General features: G+C 35.0%; 12 protein-coding genes and 1 pseudogene. 6 read left to right on the forward strand and 7 right to left on the reverse strand.

The features are described from left to right. The first annotated feature begins 552 nt into the window (after positions 1-552). On the forward strand, positions 553-1,374 hold the full coding sequence (locus AKG34_RS10785) for an alpha/beta fold hydrolase (protein ID WP_053346083.1): 822 nt from the start codon (positions 553-555) through the stop codon (positions 1,372-1,374). Between the two features lie 416 nt (positions 1,375-1,790). Continuing rightward, positions 1,791-2,621 carry a class I SAM-dependent methyltransferase gene (locus AKG34_RS10790; RefSeq protein WP_053346084.1) on the forward strand — a complete coding sequence of 277 codons (831 nt, stop codon included), beginning with the start codon at positions 1,791-1,793 and terminating at the stop codon, positions 2,619-2,621. A 237-nt stretch (positions 2,622-2,858) separates the two neighbouring features. On the opposite strand, the gene AKG34_RS10795 is transcribed toward AKG34_RS10790, so the two are convergent. Continuing rightward, on the reverse strand, positions 2,859-3,305 hold the full coding sequence (locus tag AKG34_RS10795) for a MarR family winged helix-turn-helix transcriptional regulator (RefSeq protein WP_053346085.1): 447 nt from the start codon (positions 3,303-3,305) through the stop codon (positions 2,859-2,861). Between the two features lie 178 nt (positions 3,306-3,483). Here AKG34_RS10795 and AKG34_RS10800 point away from each other — a divergent pair, with 178 nt between their 5' ends. The 4 genes and pseudogenes from AKG34_RS10800 to AKG34_RS28810 all read left to right on the forward strand — a co-directional run bounded on the left by AKG34_RS10800 (position 3,484) and on the right by AKG34_RS28810 (position 9,853). Then, positions 3,484-4,917 carry a DHA2 family efflux MFS transporter permease subunit gene (locus AKG34_RS10800; protein WP_053346086.1) on the forward strand — a complete coding sequence of 478 codons (1,434 nt, stop codon included), beginning with the start codon at positions 3,484-3,486 and terminating at the stop codon, positions 4,915-4,917. Between the two features lie 1,808 nt (positions 4,918-6,725). Further along, positions 6,726-8,267 (forward strand): CehA/McbA family metallohydrolase domain-containing protein, encoded by a 1,542-nt coding sequence (locus AKG34_RS10805; protein ID WP_053346087.1) that lies wholly within the window; start codon positions 6,726-6,728, stop codon positions 8,265-8,267. Between the two features lie 98 nt (positions 8,268-8,365). Beyond that, a complete protein-coding gene (locus tag AKG34_RS10810; protein WP_053346088.1) occupies positions 8,366-9,421 on the forward strand; it encodes a HupE/UreJ family protein in 1,056 nt (351 codons plus the stop codon). An 88-nt stretch (positions 9,422-9,509) separates the two neighbouring features. Further along, positions 9,510-9,853 (forward strand): annotated as a pseudogene (locus AKG34_RS28810) (hypothetical protein). 517 nt (positions 9,854-10,370) lie between these two features. Here the strand turns inward: AKG34_RS28810 and AKG34_RS28815 are convergent. The 6 genes from AKG34_RS28815 to AKG34_RS10835 form a co-directional block, all read right to left on the reverse strand. Further along, entirely contained in the window at positions 10,371-10,550 is a 180-nt protein-coding gene (locus AKG34_RS28815; protein WP_236694928.1) for a tyrosine-type recombinase/integrase, read from the reverse strand. Positions 10,551-12,841: 2,291 nt separating this feature from the next. Then, entirely contained in the window at positions 12,842-12,994 is a 153-nt protein-coding gene (locus AKG34_RS27500; RefSeq protein ID WP_152952274.1) for a YfhD family protein, read from the reverse strand. A 216-nt stretch (positions 12,995-13,210) separates the two neighbouring features. Further along, on the reverse strand, positions 13,211-13,738 hold the full coding sequence (locus AKG34_RS10820; RefSeq protein WP_053346089.1) for a GNAT family N-acetyltransferase: 528 nt from the start codon (positions 13,736-13,738) through the stop codon (positions 13,211-13,213). Positions 13,739-14,061: 323 nt separating this feature from the next. Then, positions 14,062-15,039, reverse strand: coding sequence for an NAD(P)H-dependent flavin oxidoreductase (locus AKG34_RS10825; RefSeq protein ID WP_056522828.1), 978 nt, complete (start codon positions 15,037-15,039; stop codon positions 14,062-14,064). A gap of 80 nt (positions 15,040-15,119) precedes the next feature. After that, entirely contained in the window at positions 15,120-17,000 is a 1,881-nt protein-coding gene (locus AKG34_RS10830; protein ID WP_053346091.1) for a sigma-54-dependent Fis family transcriptional regulator, read from the reverse strand. Between the two features lie 267 nt (positions 17,001-17,267). Then, the gene (locus tag AKG34_RS10835) at positions 17,268-18,044 is read right to left on the reverse strand and encodes an acetoin reductase (RefSeq protein ID WP_053346092.1); all 777 of its coding nucleotides are present in this window, start codon (positions 18,042-18,044) and stop codon (positions 17,268-17,270) included. Positions 18,045-18,065 lie beyond the last annotated feature (21 nt).

The raw sequence follows: 18,065 nt of genomic DNA on the forward strand, positions 1-18,065 counted from the left end.
GATAAATGAATTATCTTTAAGGTATTAAATAAATTAGATGAAACACCCGTAAAGATTAGTTCAGTATATGAAAGAGCGGAACAACAAGATAAATGAATTAGCTTTGATATCTTGAGAAAAACATAGGTTTTAATCATTTCAGAGGTGAGGCCTGATTTTTATGCTTTACCTTTTTTGTTTTGTTTTATATGTCATATGTAAATAAAAAATTTTTGCATTGCAAGAATTCTTGATGTGGAAACATTTCGAAATCAATATAAACCTAATATATTTTGGAGGTGCATGAATTAATAAAGACTTATCATAAAAAAATCCCTGAGAATGCATTTTTAAATAAGCTTAGTATAAAAAAACACAAGCATTAAATCGCAGTTAAACATAGAAATGAGAGAGGGAGATTGGTAGAAATTTCATTGAGTCTCTCTATATAGTCAATTCAATATTTTATCAATAGTCTGTTTCCAAAGAAATTTCCTTTCTACAGTCCAGTAACTATGACCTGATTTTATGCTAATAAGGTTTCACCATACTTTTTTTAGGAGGTAGATTAAAGTGGAAAAGAAAAATATGATAATAAATGGAAAGAATTTATCTTATATTGAGAAGGGCAACGTTAATGATCCCCCTGTTCTTTTATTACACGGGGTACCTGAGTCCAGCCTTTTGTGGAAGGAAATGATTCCTTGCCTTGTGTCTTGTGGCTTTAGAACCATTGCACCGGATCTTCCTGGATTCGGCCAAAGTGAACCGTTTGATGAATCCTCAACATGGGAGAGATATGAACAGTTTATCTCTGATTTTACGAGGGAACTAAAACTAGATAAATTTCATCTGATTGTTCATGACTGGGGCGGACTTATTGGACTTAAATGGGCATGTGATCATCCAGAGAGAATACTAAGTCTTTTTGTTTCAAATACAACCATATCAGGAGATTACAAGTGGCACTCACTTGCTCAGATTTGGAGAACACCAAATGTCGGAGAAAAAATAATGAAGCGCATGTCAGATGATTCCCAATTTCAAACTGACATGAAGAATTCGATTCCAAACATAGTTGACGAAACTCTGGAAGACTTCTATCGTGTCTTTAGAACTCCCGAATCAAGTAAAGTCATCTTAGATCTATACCGGTCAGGAAATATAGAAAAGGTAAAATCGTACAATCAAAAACTAAACCAGATCAAAATACCAGTCACCATAATTTGGGGGGAGAATGATCCTTATATCCCTTTTGAATTTGCTTACAAGCTTCAGAAAGAAGGCTTACCACATGCACAGGTTCACATCATTCAAAATGCAGGGCATTTCATCCAAATCGAAGTGCCTGATAAAGTGAATTTTTATATCCAACAGCATTTTAAAAACGTGTAAACCTTTAAAAATTTTAATAGAGTGGGTGAAGCGGCAGCGTTTCCCTTACATTCTTATCGTTTTATTCTTTAGATCGACTTGTTCTCACGTAAAAGACACGATTTCTGAACGTCTCAATCCCTTTTTCACAAGTAATGTAAACATTACTTCATTCTGTTTGAATAATCTTATTGTATTATTAGAATAAGTACCTATAAAATAGGGTGATAGAAATCCTTAAAAGTAACAGTGAGTCATTACACAAAGCATTGAACGAAGTTAAGAATGACGAATGCTAATCTGTTGAAAAATCATTATAGAAAAAGGCTTTGTTCATTATCAGGAGCTGATTTGCAGCTCTTTTTCTTTTGCAACTATGGGGTAGAATAGTTTAAGAAAATAATATACATAAATTATATAATTTGAGGAGAGAAAAGATGAAGACAGATAATTTTGATTATATTGAACTTTGGAGACAAGCCATGGTAGATCATACTGGAAATATACCGAACCGACTAAAAGATGATGCAGCAGAGGAAGCTTTTTGGTCTTCTAGGTTGGAGGGGAAAACACAACATAAACCGGACCCTTATGCACAACTTGTACAGCAGGAGCTACGTTCTTTACTAAATAGTGATGATCATGTATTGGAAATCGGTCCTGGGTGGGGCAATTATACCTTCGCTATTGCTGAAGAAGTTAGGAAGTTAACTTGTATAGATAGTTCAAAAAGCATTATCAGTTTTTTGGCATCTCAGGCAAATGAAAAAGGTCTCGAGAACATGGAATTGATACATAATAAGTGGGAATGTGAGAAAAAAAGAGAGAAGTATGATGTAGTGTTTGGGTTTAATTGTTACTATCGCATGAATGATATTGGAGAAACCTTATTAAAAATGAATGAGGCAGCATCCCGATTAGTAATTGTAGGTATGACAACAGGGCCAGAAAAACCTCATTATATGGAATTGAAACAACGAGGATATACAATCAATTTGAGAAAACGAGATTACATACACATTTTGAATGTATTGTATCAACTTGGAATACTAGCCGACTGTAAGATCGTGAAGTTGAAAAGCAAAAAAATCTATTCTTCTTATGAGGAAATGATTCGCGATAATACTACAAAAATTCTGGATCAGCATTATTCTGACCATGAGGTGAAAACCATTCTTGATAAATATGTGGTAGAAAAAGAGGGGAAATATGAGTATGAATATCCATTTCATGCAGCCTTAATGTATTGGAGTCCAAAGATAATTTGAAAATAGAATTCTGAAAATCTTGATAAGTAAGTTGTGAAATAAAAGTATTTTCCTTAATTTAGTAAAAAAAGACGTTACAACAATAGTTAAGGTACTTTAAAAGCAGTTTACGTTGTAAAATCGTTCTATTGAAACTATGGAGACGAACTTGATCGTTAAGGGATAATCGTTTAGTTCGTCTCTTTGTTTTATACAAGTTTAATATGCTCTCGACATTAATAAAAGACTTACTTCGGATTAATGTTTACAATCCAAATACTCCTCAGCATTTAGGGCTATCTGATTTAGTAAGACTAATGTAATATTTTGTTCTTCTGTACTTAACCCATTCGCAAGAACCATCTTCCAATTTGTCAAAATTGATCGGATTTCCTTCTCAAATTCATGTGCCTTGATTGTGAGGTACAGTTTTTTTACACGTTTATCCGTATTAAAAACTTTACGTTCCACATATCCTTCAGATTCTAATTTTGCAATAGCTCGAGCTGTAGTGCCTTTATCCATCTTTAAAATACTTGCTACTTCATCCTGTGACAGACCTTCATTTTGATAAAGTACCATTAAAAATTGATATTGACCTGCTCCTAGATTATAGTCTTTCAATTTTTCATTCATGTATACATTCCCATATTTATTAAGGAGTGAAATTAATCGTCCAATTGATTTATTATGCTCACTATCCATATATCCTAACCTCCAGTTTTTTCATTAAGTATACTCGAAAAGTCCTGATTAACACCTTATTACGTTTTCAACTAAGTGTTTTAGTTGCAGGTGCAACTATATAATATTATTATATTACTTATAAGCTTTGTAATCAATATTCATATAGTTGTTAAAACAACTAGAGAGGTGTTGTTTTATGATACAGAACAAAATAAATTTTACTTTGAGCGGAAAAGAGAAAAGGGTGATGCTAACCATTTTAGTTTTAGGATCCTTCACATCGTTGCTCAATCAAACGTTATTAAACGTCGCAATACCTGAGTTAAGTGAGGTCTTTCAAATCGAACTAAGTTCGGCACAATGGTTAGTAACCGGCTTCATAATGGTGAACGGGATTGTCATACCAATAACTGCATACCTAATCGGTAAATTTTCGACCAGACAGTTATTTTTAGGTGCCTTACTCATTTTTGCGACAGGGACGATACTTAGTGCATTTTCTCCTAACTTTACCTTATTACTTACTGGTCGTTTGATACAAGCAATAGCAGGCGGGATTATGATGCCTCTCGTACAAACTGTCATTTTTACTCTCTATCCACCAAATCAACGAGGGAAGGCCATGGGTATGGTAGGTATTGCGATGACTTTCGCACCTGCGCTTGGGCCCACACTTTCTGGCTGGATCTTGCAACATTATTCTTGGCGAATGCTGTTTTATATTGTTATTCCAATCGCAGTTATTAACATTGTAATGGCATTCTTCTTTTTACAAAATGTAACTGAAAAAACTAACCCTAAATTTGATCTTTCAGGCGTAGTGACATCAACGATTGGTTTTGGTTCTCTACTATATGGATTCTCCATGGCTGGGAATCAAGGTTGGGATTCCACTTCTATTATAGCTACATTGATCATAGGTATTATTTTTATTGGTCTTTTTATTTGGCGTCAATTAACGGCTGACTACCCTATGTTGAATTTACGGGTATTCACAAATAAACAGTATTTAATCACAATTGGAATCGTATTTTTCGTTGCTTTAGCTATGTACAGTGTGGAACTATTAACACCTGTCTATGTTCAGCACATTTTAGGTCACTCAACTCTGCAGACGGGACTTGTACTCTTACCTGGTGCAATTATTATGGGAATCATGTCTCCAATCGCGGGTTCCATTTTAGACAAATATGGCATTAGACCTCTTGTCTTTATAGGGATGACATTAGTGGTTGTTATGTCTTATTTTTATACAACATTAAGCACAGATTCCAGTTTAGTTGTTGTATCGGTAACATACACATCCTTTATGTTTGGTATCTCATTGATGATGATGACGGCCATGACATTCGGGTTAAATCAATTACCTCGCGCAATGAGTAAACATGGTGCAGCCGCATCTAACACTGTTCGAATGTTTTCAGGCTCAATTGGAACAGCACTACTGACTACAATTATGACTACTCAAAGTCAATCATATCTACCTAAGTTGCAAGAAAAACTACCAAAAGAGGAAGCCTTTCGACATGCTAACGTATTAGGCATGCATGATGCATTTAGCATTATCACAGTAGCTGGTATAGCCATATTTATCATTACATTATTTTTAACAAAGAAAAAAGAGATATAATATTAACGCAAAATTATTATAAGGCGCAGTGAGACTCATTTCCTGCGTTAGAACACTATTTGAGTTAGTTCAGCCCTTCAGAGTTCACAAATGAGGCGGATCAATTCATGAATAATGTCGAAGCAACCACTTTACAAATGTTACTTGGTGGGGAATCTATCAACTGGTAACGAATCTTCAGATAGGGAATCAAACAGAATATTACCAAAAAACAACTACCAGATTGTGGTAGTTGTTTTTTGGTTAAAAGGGATAACAAAATAAAGATTAGAATCATTGTATTGAATTGGATAGCAAAGAATTGTTAATAAGGTATAAACAGCAAAAATAGATTTTCACATATTGATGTGAGTCCTAAGGAAAAGGAAATTAACTCACAGTTTAAAGAATTAGAAAGAAAAGGGGGATGGTTAGAAGAGCTGAATTCGGAAAGAAGCGTTATCAAAGTTTATGGACACCAGCAACTAAAATTAGCAGTATATCGACGAGTTTGTCAATTACTAAGCAATCATTCAGTCCAAACGTATTATGCTTTAATTGTAATTCTAGATAGTAAGGAATAAGTGATTTATTTAGTCTTGAGGCTCCAATGGATAAAGTAGTCACCATAAGTGACTTTTTAACTTCGCCAATAATACGAATAAGTCTAAAGAATTTGTAAATGTTAAAGCATATTTTTATGGCACAATCGTATTGAGTCTATTTATCATTATTCTTTACAGCTATTGGGTCGCGGAAAGAATCCGTAAGCCATTACAAAGTATCACTAAATCGCTTAACAAGATGACACTAGGTAACTATGGAACGAGAAGTTAGTTGTTTTTAACACTTAAAGAATGATCTAAAATATTAGAAGGAAAAGATAACACATTTATAACATTAGACATCAGGGGATAACCCCAATTTAATTATAAATTTTTCTAGTTTACATAATATATATTCAAAGTGCTAAAAAGCTGACTTATAAGTTACCGCTAGCCAAGAGGTTCCCTTATCTTGACTTTGGAAAGTGTCATATTTGTAGGTATCCAAAGTAATCTCAGTCCGATTTTTAGGATTTGCCGCTATATACAAAATGGGATTCTTTCATTAATCGTAGCAGGGGTGGATAACTTTGAATCCTTATGAGTCTTTAGGTCTTGGATATATAAAGCCGACTCTCCTAAGGTAATAAAAAGGCTTTTCTCGTATGATTGTTTCTTTTCACCATAAAAAAAGACCTGGAATTTATTTAACCACGTCTCTAAATTAATGTTACTTTCATATTAATATTCACTTATGTTTAGCCCTCAATCGTGTTAATTTTCTCTTGTGAGTTTTTATTGCTGTTTCTTTACCTTTAAGGCTTTTTGTAATTACTCCATCGCTTTCTACCACAACCAAATTATAGGTTCCATCTTGAAAATTCTTATAACTTATATACATACTTACCATCCTTTCTTAATGAACAGCAGTTGTAAAATGTTTATTTTCAATCTTCTAAAATAATTATAGGGCGTGTTTTTTAAGCTAGTGTTAAAAAACAACAAAGATTGCGAAACCAGCCAATAAAAAAGAGCATTGCCAATTTGCACGCTGCTCATATACTACTTTACTTAATTGTATACACCCTCTTTATAGTAATCTGGTGATATTTGTAACTGTTAGCAGGTTTATCATTTTCATAATTAAGTCTTAGCAGGATTTTGCTTTGGGATCTGTGATAATTGTCTAAATATTAACAATAATCTTACAATCAATTAATTTAATTCATACACAGGTTCCTTATAATTCAACTGTTGATTATTTATTATAGGAGGAACGTGAACATGAAATCTCGTGATAAGAAGAAGGCTATTCCTTTAATCGCAACAACACTTCTTGTAACCACAGCTTTTACAACCCAACCTTTTATCAATGATGGTGTTGATCAAAAAACACAAGCAAAAGGATTTTCAAAAGAAGAATCAAAGCAGAATAGGGCTACATGGCTCGCAGGTGATCATCATATTCATAGTGAGTGGAGTGTAGGCTGGGACAACACCAAAAACCCTCCTGCTCCGATCAAAGGTGGAGATGCTATTTACCCAACCGTCAAAAATGCTCAAAATGCACATAAATATGGACTTGATTGGATGGTTACGACGGATCATGGTGGACCGAACCATTCCAAGGTGAATTTAGAGCAAGCATACCCTGAATTGTTGAAATCTCGTCAAGCGGTTCCTGAAGTTCTTCAGTTCTATGGAATGGAATTTGATACGCCTGCTGCCGATCACAGTTCAATTATTATTCCAAAAGGTGATAATGAATCAAAGACACTTTATGACATTGAAAGCAAGTTTAATAAACGCGAGCCATATCCAAATGATGGTAGCCGAGATACTGAGTCCACTATGATCGATGCCCTTAACTATATGAAACAAATGGACGAGCCTCCAATTCAAATCGCACATCATCCTTCTCGTTCAGCGACAGGTGATGGTGAGTGGGGGCAGGATACACCGCAGGAATTCCGTAATTGGAATGACACAGCACCGAACATTTCCATCGGTATGGAAGGTGCTCCTGGCCACCAGGCTTCCGCTATCAATCCAGACGGCTCTCTTGACCCTAAAGGTGCCCGAGGGTCATATGGAAACGTAAACGCCCCGACAATGGGCGGATTTGATCAAATGACAGCTAATGTTGGCGGTTTATGGGATTCAATGCTGGGTGAGGGAAGACACTGGTGGATTACCTCTACTTCTGACTCGCATGTTAACTGGCGTGATGGGGGAAGCGACTTCTGGCCAGGAGAATACTCAAAAACGTATGTAAAAGCAGAGAAAGACTACAAAGACATCATGGAAAGCCTTCGTAATGGTAAAGTATTCGTAGCAACAGGTGACCTCGTCTCTGAACTAGATGTTAAAGCTCAAGCTGAGGGAAAAACACGGTGGTTCTCTAAATCCAAAGGAAATTCGGCCTCTATTGGGGAAACTCTTACATTACCAGGTAAGAAGTCTAAGGATGTAACAGTAACGGTTCGTATAAAAGATCCTAATGCTGCGAATTCTCATGGAGATCAACCAAAAGTAAAACGGGTCGACTTAATTGTAGGAGAGGTGACTGGAAAAGTGGAAGACCGCTCAAACGCTACCAATCCGACAACAAAAGTCGTCAAACTTTTTACTGAGAAAGATTGGAAGCAACGCGGTGAATATATCGAGATTTCCTATACGTTAAAAGATGTTGATAAAGATAGTTATATCCGTTTACGAGGAACGAGCACAGACCAGTTAGAGCCAGAAAAAGACCCTAAGGGCGAAAACCCATGGACAGATCTTTGGTTCTACTCGAACCCAGTATTTATCAAGTCCACTAAGTAAATGTGAAGAGAAAAACGGGCGAGGAGCATCATAACTCCTCGTCTTTGCTATAATCCTTAAACATCAGAGAAAGAAACAATCGGAATGGAGTGAATGCAATGAAAAAGATATGGTTCTTAATGTTCCTTGTGATGATTTCGTTTACCTCTTTACTATCTCCCCCTGCATATGCTCATAGCAATAACAGTGAAGGGTTTTCCGTCATTGAAGTAAACGAGAAAAACCTCGACTACGAGCTTAAACTGGATCTAACCGAACTAGGGCATTCGATTAATAAAGAAACAGATGAAAAGCAATTAATTGACTCCAAAACTGTTGAGCAATATATAAATTCGCATATATCGATTTACGCGGATGGTGTAAAAGTTGTTGGAAATGTCAAAAAATCAGATGTTGAAATGATAAAAGACAGCCCATTTGCCGTGATTAACCTGACTTATAAGATGGAACATAAACCAAAAAAGCTAATTGTTAACTATAACATGTTCCTGGATGACTCCGATCCAAGCCATGCAAACTTTTCCACCATTAAAATGGATGGAAAACAACAAGAAAAGATTCTTTCGTACGAATCAAGAGAATTAGAGATTGGAGAAGTTAGTGTTGTACAAAACGTAAAGCAGTTTTTATTGCTTGGGTTAGAACATATCTTTACAGGTTATGATCATATTCTTTTTGTCATTAGTTTGCTCTTTGGGGCAAAGACGATTAAAAACATTCTTTCCCTGATCACAGCCTTTACGATAGCCCATAGTATCACCTTGGTTCTTGCCACCTTAGAGATTGTGCAGTTACCAGGCAGGTTTGTAGAGTCGGCCATTGCCTTAAGCATTATCTACGTTGCACTCATCAATATTTTTGATAAAGATGCCAAACACCATCCATGGCTTGCCTTCGGTTTTGGGCTCATCCATGGCTTCGGCTTTGCAGGAATCCTGTCTGAAATGCGACTAGATGGAAACCATTTGGCCACTTCTCTGTTGTCTTTCAATATAGGAATTGAATTGGGACAACTATTAATCGTATCCTTGGCATTTCCGATAATCCTGTGGATAAAAAAATTAACAATAAAACCTATTAAATGGGTGATCCCTGGAACGTCGGTAGCCATATTAGCGTTTGGTCTGGTATGGTTTATTCAAAGAGCATTTTGATGAAAGTTTTAATTCATTTCTATTTGTATACAGACCATCTTTAATAAAAGTTGCCAAGTGATAAAATAACACATTTCAGGAGGATATAATGACTTTTGAAGAACTAACAAAAAATAAACCACCAGTAGAATGGAAAAAAAGAATGGATGAAGATGATGACCTTTTTACGGATGAAAATATCAATTCGACAAACGAGGTTCTTGATTCTTACATTAACAACTTAGTAAAACTTGGAGATAAGCCGACAGAGGAAGACATATTAGAATGTGTTAAAAAGAAGTGGTAATTAGTTTAAATGAATTAAATGAACAATACGATGATTTTATCGAAACAATGGAGAGAGAAGAACTATGTGAGTTTATTATTGAAGCTGCACACATAGCAGGGTTAGAATCCGAAGAAGACGTTACTGAAGACTGGAGAGAATGGTAAGAGAAATAGTAATTCTTGCGCTTTAGTTCAGCTATAATCTTTCGTTGGGGTTGCTTTTTGGCAGCTCCTTTTCTTAATGCACTATCGTGGATTGGATTAGGATTGAGTATGTAGGCAAGTAAAACCTCGTTATATTTCTTTTATTTCACAAACGGGTGCGTTATTTTTTTAGCCTAAATCTTCTGTAATTCCATATCCATCTTCTCTAGTAGGTAACCTAAAAGAAACATTTGCTCCAAATTGCTTTAGAGCCAGAAAAACAATTGAAGTAACGTAATGCTGTCTGCGTCGTAATCACCAAAAATTTAGATAGTCACTTTGTTTCTAATAGCCCGAACCAATTCAAAAAACAGATTTATTCATATCATTTAATAAAAACGGATCATGAAATGTTCGGATGCAAATCTAGTGAAACATCACTCTTTATCCACTTAGTAAAAATCTACTCCTGTTTCGATAAATTAGTGTACAAGTGGCATTTCAACTAGTAATTTTTCTTTTAAAAAGAGAGTTAAAATCACATTCTTGTTGTAGCAAGACTTTCATGGCCTAATAATTCCTGTAACGTTCTTAAATCCACTTTATCTTTGTTTTCTTGCAATAGTAAGGTTGCAAAAGTATGCCTCAAATGATGCAAAGAAAATCGGTGAGCGGGTAGACCAGCTCGTTCTAAAATCTCTTTAAATATTTTATGCAATCCACGAGGATTTAAAGGCTTATTTTTTTGATTATAAAAGATCGGTTCACTATAATGTTAATGCTTTTCAAAAAGAGTTTCTTTATAGTCTTGAAATAACGGTAAGACAATGGGAAGAAGGGGGAGGAGGCGTTCTTTTTTCCTTTTTCCTCGAACTAAAATCGTTTGATTTTCTAAATTAACTTGCTCCCAAGTTAAATCCACTAATCTAATTCTTTGGGGTCGCGGATCATGTTCTTAATAGGTAAATAATTTGTAGGGCTCCTGTAAGGTCATATATTTTTGGTAATTTCTTATCGGCTTTAGGTGCTTGAATACTTGCTGTGAAGTCAGACTTCATGTAATTTTCCATTAAAAATTATTTACTATATGATTATAAGCACGAAATGCGGCGTTGTAGAGTTCTTGGCTTAATACTATGATTGAATGACCTGGTCTAGCACAAAACGACGTACATTAGACGACGACCGTTCATCTAAGTCCAATGAACGGTCGTTAGCTGTTAAAAACTCACCTTAAAGTTTTAAATCGAATGCGTAACTAGTAAAGGTGTTCATGAAGTAATTTTTCTCAATTTCTAAGTACCTGAGACAATCATCCGAAGCTTGAACGTAATTCATAATTATCAGACATCCTGAGGATTATTCAGTCCAACCCAAGGAATTATGTTCGAAACCATTTATTATGATAACTAGCCGATTTATAGGAAGAACCCTGAGAGTTATCGGAAGCAGTAATGAATATTAAAGTCAACTTGAGCCAAGTTAGGGGACAATAATGAATCTTATCGAAACATAAAGCTGTGATCACTTGGCACTTTTATGTTTTATTCTAGTTTACATAATATATATTATAGGAAGTAATATTTTAATTGTTAATTTCGTCTCATATCTTAAGAACACTTAACAAAGTGAGACGGAAACTCAGATTTTTATTATTTATAATCTGTTTTATTTATTAATTTTAGAAATTACATTTAGTTAGAACAAATCAAATAATTATCATATATCATAATTTCGTTAAAAATTTGATTGATTTAGAATCTCAGCATTATAATGTGTTTTTTATTTTTCATTATTGCGGTTCTTACTAATTTCACAGAAAGTTCAATTCTTATGTAATTTAATTTACTTTTACTTAATTCTATAATTATCTGCTAATTTCTTCTGGCTACGTATATAAATGATTTTCAATCTTTATTTTAACCAGGATCTAATATTTCATTCGTAGTTTATTTCGGATTTCTCCCAAATTAAATCCAGCATTAATTATCACAATGTTTCCTCACGATTTGTTTACAAAAAGCTCTTACAAATTCAGCAAATATTTTGCTCTGTACTTGGTATCCTTCAACGTAAAAAATCAAAAAGAAATAAAATGACGAATTTATTATTCTGAAATATATAAATATCAGCAAAATGAGAAATATTTCGGGTTAACACTTCGAATAAGTTATATTAAAATAATTTATATACAAAAAAAAACGGAAATTCCTTATTGAATTGAATAAATCCATCAAAAATTATGCAATTGTTTAATTAACAACCTGAAATATCATAAGTTCCGCTTACCAATAAGAAATAATAAGATAGTCTTCTCTCTCTACCCACATAATTCTCATAATACCGTTAATATGTTTTATTATTAGTTAACTGTTTATTGCTAATGCTACTTAAACAAAGTTGTGTTTGAAAAAGCTGTTAGAGGAACGGTTAGCATAAATAACTTTCAGAAATATGTTAATAAATATCAAACATTTTGATCAAATATTAAATCCGCTCTTAGGTAGATTAATGCTGAATTAATTAACCATTCTTATTAAGCACACAAGGAAATAATGATGGAGAAAAACAAAGTAGATCCGCTTTCATATGATCAAACTTAATTACATCATAATAAAGATATTATGACTTATAATGTTAAACATAACATTACGTTTGAGTCTCTTTTCCGCTATATTAAACACAATCATGCTCAAATAGCTACTAAGTCATTTCAAGTAGTATTCTGTAATGTACTTAAAAATCACTAAACAACTAAGCATTTCGAGAAAAGGATACGAAATACAAAGATTCAGCTATCAGAGAGTACTTTCGCATATTACGCGATAATTAATAGCTTTAAGGTAAAATAAGTTACTGAATATGAAAACAATATGATCTTTTCAACATATAGCTTTGTAAACCTTAACATTGATTTTTAAACATACAAAAGAGACCACTTATTGTGGCCCCTTTTGTATCTGTTTTACGAAATTTAATAAAGGCATGCAATCAATCCGTATCTTAGTTTCATTTAGGTCTTGTAGCTCTTATTTTCGGACTTTCACCTAGCTCACGAGAAAACTCTTCATTAACACGTTCCGGTTCTATTTTTAAGTTTTTGGGAGTTTGAGGTAATGATTTTTTTCTGCTAGATGATTTTTGATTGTTTGATCTTCCCATAATATTGCCTCCTAACTAAATTTTAATCATTATTAGTATGGCTAGGAATCACGATTATATATCTTTAGATTAGCTCATGAACAAATATTTTATCTTAATAACAGTTTTTTTGGACAGCTCCTTCTTATACTACTAACGTATGAGTTAGTTCATAAAAAAAAGCGATCCTTATTTAAGAATCGCGCTCTTTTATTGAACCCTTTTTTAGGTATTACCTTATTCAAAAAATGCACTTGGATATTCAACAACTCCTGAAATATTATAAAGAGCATTTTCTTGCAACTCCAATGCCATAAATGCCTCTTCTGGTACTTCGAAAGGTGCTTTTATTCCCCATAAAGATGTTTTTTCAAACCCGAATTTCGGATAATACTCTGGGTGCCCTAGTACAACAACAGAATTGTATTCAAGTTCTTTTGCTTTTTTTAATGCTTCAAGAATTAAGAGTCTTCCTATACCTTTATTTTGATACTCTGGCAAGACTGAAACAGGAGCAAGGGCAAGTGATTCAGCAAATTGATTGTCATTATTAATTTTTATTTTAGATAAAAGAATATGTCCAACAATTTCTTTATTCACGGCCACTAAAGATAAATTTGGAATAAATGCGTCGGACTTTCTAATACGAGACACCAATTCATGTTCTTTTTTATCACTAAACTCCATATTAGCAAATGCACTTTTTACAACTTTTTCAGTAATTTTATAATCCTCAGATAGTTCCCGCCTAATTGTAATGCTCATTTATAAATCTCCTAACTCATATAGCTTATATTTTTAAATTAAGCCGTATTTTATCATATTTTTTTCGTCAACTAACCTGATCCTTTATTTACTTAAGAAAGAGGTTGCAACAGCAGAACTTCCCTTTAAGTAAAGCATCAATGACCTGGTTTAGTTGAGTAATCTATGTAGAGAATAATTACTTTTAAATAACACATATTAACGACAAATAAAGAAATCATTTTATATAGAGTTGCTAAATAAGTCGCATTTACTATTCATCTATAAAAAATAGAATAGGAAATCATATGCGTTTTCCTATTCTATATGAAAAGCTTTGTTGATCAAGTTCGAATCGATTCGACACGATTTTGGATATATTCCAACGAACCTTTAGCTTCATGAACGATTTGTTTTAAAAGTTCATCAACTGTTTTGACTTCCTTAATTAAACCGACTGATTGACCGCATGACCAGATCCCTCCGTCTAAATTACCTTCAAAGTAGACGCTTTTACTTCTTTGTCCCGTTATTAACGGGATTAATTCTCCTAAAGTGGCTCCCTCATTTTCTAGTCGGTCGACCTCTTTACTAACAGTATTTAACGCTACACGCGAAGGACTTCCTATATTTCGCTGAATGACGATTGTATCCGATTCATTTGCTGAAACCATCCAGTTCTTCACGTTATCATGAATAGGGGCTTCCTTCGTAGCCATAAAGCGAGTCCCCATAACAATCCCTTCAGCACCGAGTGCCAATGCACTAATAAGGCCTCTACCGTCTGAAAAGCCTCCACCTGCTAGTACAGGTATTTTAACAGAATCAACCACTCTAGGGAGCATTACAAGCGTTCCTACATCCCCCATGCCAGGATGGCCGCCCGTTTCATTCCCTACGATAACAACAGCATCGACTCCCAATTTCTCTGCAGACAGTGCGTTTTTGACACTTGCAACCTTATGGATGACAGTAAAACCATGCTTTTTAAGTTTTGGCATTAAAGCCTCAGGACTTCGACCACTGGTTTCAACAATTTTAACGTCTTCCTCTACTAAAATATCAATAAAGTCTTCATTTGGAGTAGCAGTTTGACTTGGAAATAGATTCAGGTTGACAGCAAAGGGTTTCTTCGTTAATGCTTTTACTTTGCGTACTTCATCACGAAGACCCTCGGGTGTAACCTGTGTTTTGGAGGTAATGATACCTAATCCGCCTGCTTCAGTTACTGCAGCAGCAAGCTGAGCTCGTCCAACTTGAAACATACCACCGCAAATAATTGGATATTCTATTCCTAATAATTCAGTAATTCTCGTTTTTATAGGCCATACCCCTCTCTATACTCATGCATTCCGTTAAATATAAATAATCTTTTATTCCAATGAAAATTACACATCCATGACTATAGACCATATTTATGAAGCCGCTTGTAAAATGTACTTCTAGGGAGATCTATCAATTTTGCAGCTGCGGTGACATTTCCTTGTGTCCTTTGCAATGCCTCTAGCATTAAATCTCTTTGTATTTTTTCTCGGGTTGTCAGTTCATTTCCCATAATACAATTTTTATCAATTTCCTTCGGAGACTGGCAATCCGCTTGCTGCGTAAGTGCTAGTGAATGCATAGAATTTAATAATTGTTCATAATCTACTCGTCCATCTTGAAGCAATATAGACAATCGTTGCAGAACATTCTGTAGTTCTCTTATATTCCCCGGCCAATTGTAACCCTTTAAACTATTTAATAATTCTTCTGATAATGGAATATTCCAGTTATTCACTTCACTAAGATAGCGGACAAGATACGGAATATCCCCTTTCCTTTCCCTTAAGGGTGGTACAAATACAGGATAAACATTTAAACGATAATATAAATCTTGGCGAAAGGATCCTTCATTTACAAGCTCTGCAAGGTTACGATGTGTTGCTGTAATAAAGCGAATGTCTAAAGATATACTTTTTGTACCACCAATCGGAACGATTTTTTTTTCCTGAAGTACACGCAATAACGCCACTTGCATCGCATGTGGGATTTCACCAATTTCATCGAGAAAAATAGTCCCTCCATTAGCCTGCTCAAATTTCCCTTTATGCCCTTGACGCTTAGCCCCTGTAAATGCGCCTTCGACATAACCAAATAATTCACTCTCCATTAAATCTTTGGGGATGGCTCCGCAATTTATGGTGATAAACGGTCCTTTTTTACGAGGACTATTTTCGTGAATAGACAAAGCAACAAGCTCTTTTCCAACCCCTGTTTCACCAGATATATACACATTAGCTTCGGTTGGTGCAACAAGCTTTACTTTATGTAATGTGTTTTGAAACGCTTCACTAATACCCATTTCACCCTTGAAATTAAACAACTTAGATGGCGAAGAAGTTGGAAAAAGCCTATTTTGGGTATGACCTTCTGATAAAAATATACACTTTCCTGATACCCTTTTATCTTCTGTAGAAATAAGCGGAGTTTCCTTTTCAATTTGGTATCCAAAGGTTAAAAAATCAGATAGTCTCATTCCAATAGATTGAGAAATTTTTTGACGGACTTGTTTGCTGGCTGAAATGATGATTTCTTTATGATTACAAACAATAAAGGGGCGGTCTGGATAAGCTTCTGCTAGTTCAATAGAATGCTGAGTTAGTGCCAACTCTCTTTTATAGGAGTGAACCGCCATCTCTTGTTCTATCGTATACGCCAAAGTGGCAACCATACCAAGCATAGATGGATGAAAATATTCAACCGGACACGATATATCTAAAACACCCATTAACATTCTATCTTCATTAAAAATAGGCATTGCAGAACAACTCCATTTATGTGAGGCAATAGAGTAATGTTCGGTTCCTTGAATCATTACTGCCTCCCCCGTTTTCAAAGCGGTTCCAATCGCGTTTGTTCCGACTTCCCCCTCCGTCCAGCGTACGCCTTCCACAAAATTTATTTTACCTGCTTCATCCAGAATTTTTTCGTTTCCTGAGAGGGAAAGAACATATCCATCAGGGTCTACTAATAAAGCCATCATGCCAGACTCTTTAATCGCTTGGTTCATTCTTGTTAATTGGGGCGAAGCTACATCTAGAAGTACGGAGTTTTTTTCTCTTTGAACGTTCAATAAATCATTTGTTAACACATGCTTACCTTTATTTAGATACGGATTGACTTGTTCTTTTTTACATCGATGCCAAGATTCCTTAATTCGCTTGTCCAAGCGATTTGAATCGAGAACCCCCTCACTAATAAACCGTTCCCATGTACGTAGATAACAACTAGTGGATAACATATAATCCTCCTCTAATCATCTGGTTTAAACATTTTCAACATTCATTTGAAAAATAAAAGCATGTCTTTTCAATCAAGAGAAATAATACCGTGGAGTAATAAAAAGGAAGTTAATCGAGGTCCACTTTATTATATTAGATTATGTATACGCTTACAATATTTTGATTACAATTAACATAAACTTCACAATAAAAGCTTCACATGATCATTCACGTGAAGCTTACTTATTAATCATTTATGCGTAATTCCTAGTCCTATAATGCTTGTTTTATGAAAAAATGACGCCTCCATCAATCATGATAGATTGTCCTGTCATATAGTCAGAATCTCGTGAGGCGAGATACGAAACAAACTTCGCAACATCTTCTGGGGTCTCAGGTCGTCCCAAGGTAATAGAATCCGAAAACTTTTTAAATGCTTCTCCTTTTCCCAGATTCATATATTGCCCCATTTTTTCATCGATAAGATCCCACATTTGTGTACCGACGATACCTGGACAGTATGCATTTACCGTAATTCCAAACTGAGCCAATTCTTGTGCTGCCGCTTGTGTAATGCCTCTAACGGCAAATTTAGTTGCTGAGTAAGTTCCTAGTAGGCTAAACCCTTTGAAACTAGCTATACTGGCAGCACTAATAATTTTCCCGCCTTCTTGCTTTTTCATTTGCTCAGCAGCCGCTTGCAGGCAAAAAAGCACACCATTTACATTTATACTAAAAATCTGTTCAAGATCTTCCTGAGTCACTTCAAGCAACGGTTTAATTTGGGCAATTCCTGCATTTGAAACCATAACATCAAGTTGTCCAAAATGATCCACAACTTGATCAACCATATTGAATACTTCATTTCTTTTACTTACATCAGCTTTCACTGCAAAGCTTTCACGTCCAAGTTCCTTAATTTCGTTTACGACCGATTCGGCGCTGTCCAAATTGACGTCGTTTATCACCACATTCAATCCATCTTGAGCTAGTCTCAATGCAATCGCACGTCCAATTCCACGACCTGAACCAGTGACAATCGCTGTTCGATGACTAATAACCATACAAAATACCCCCAATTCAAT

It is taken from the genome of Peribacillus butanolivorans, from assembly GCF_001273755.1.
GTDB lineage: Bacteria > Bacillota > Bacilli > Bacillales > DSM-1321 > Peribacillus > Peribacillus butanolivorans.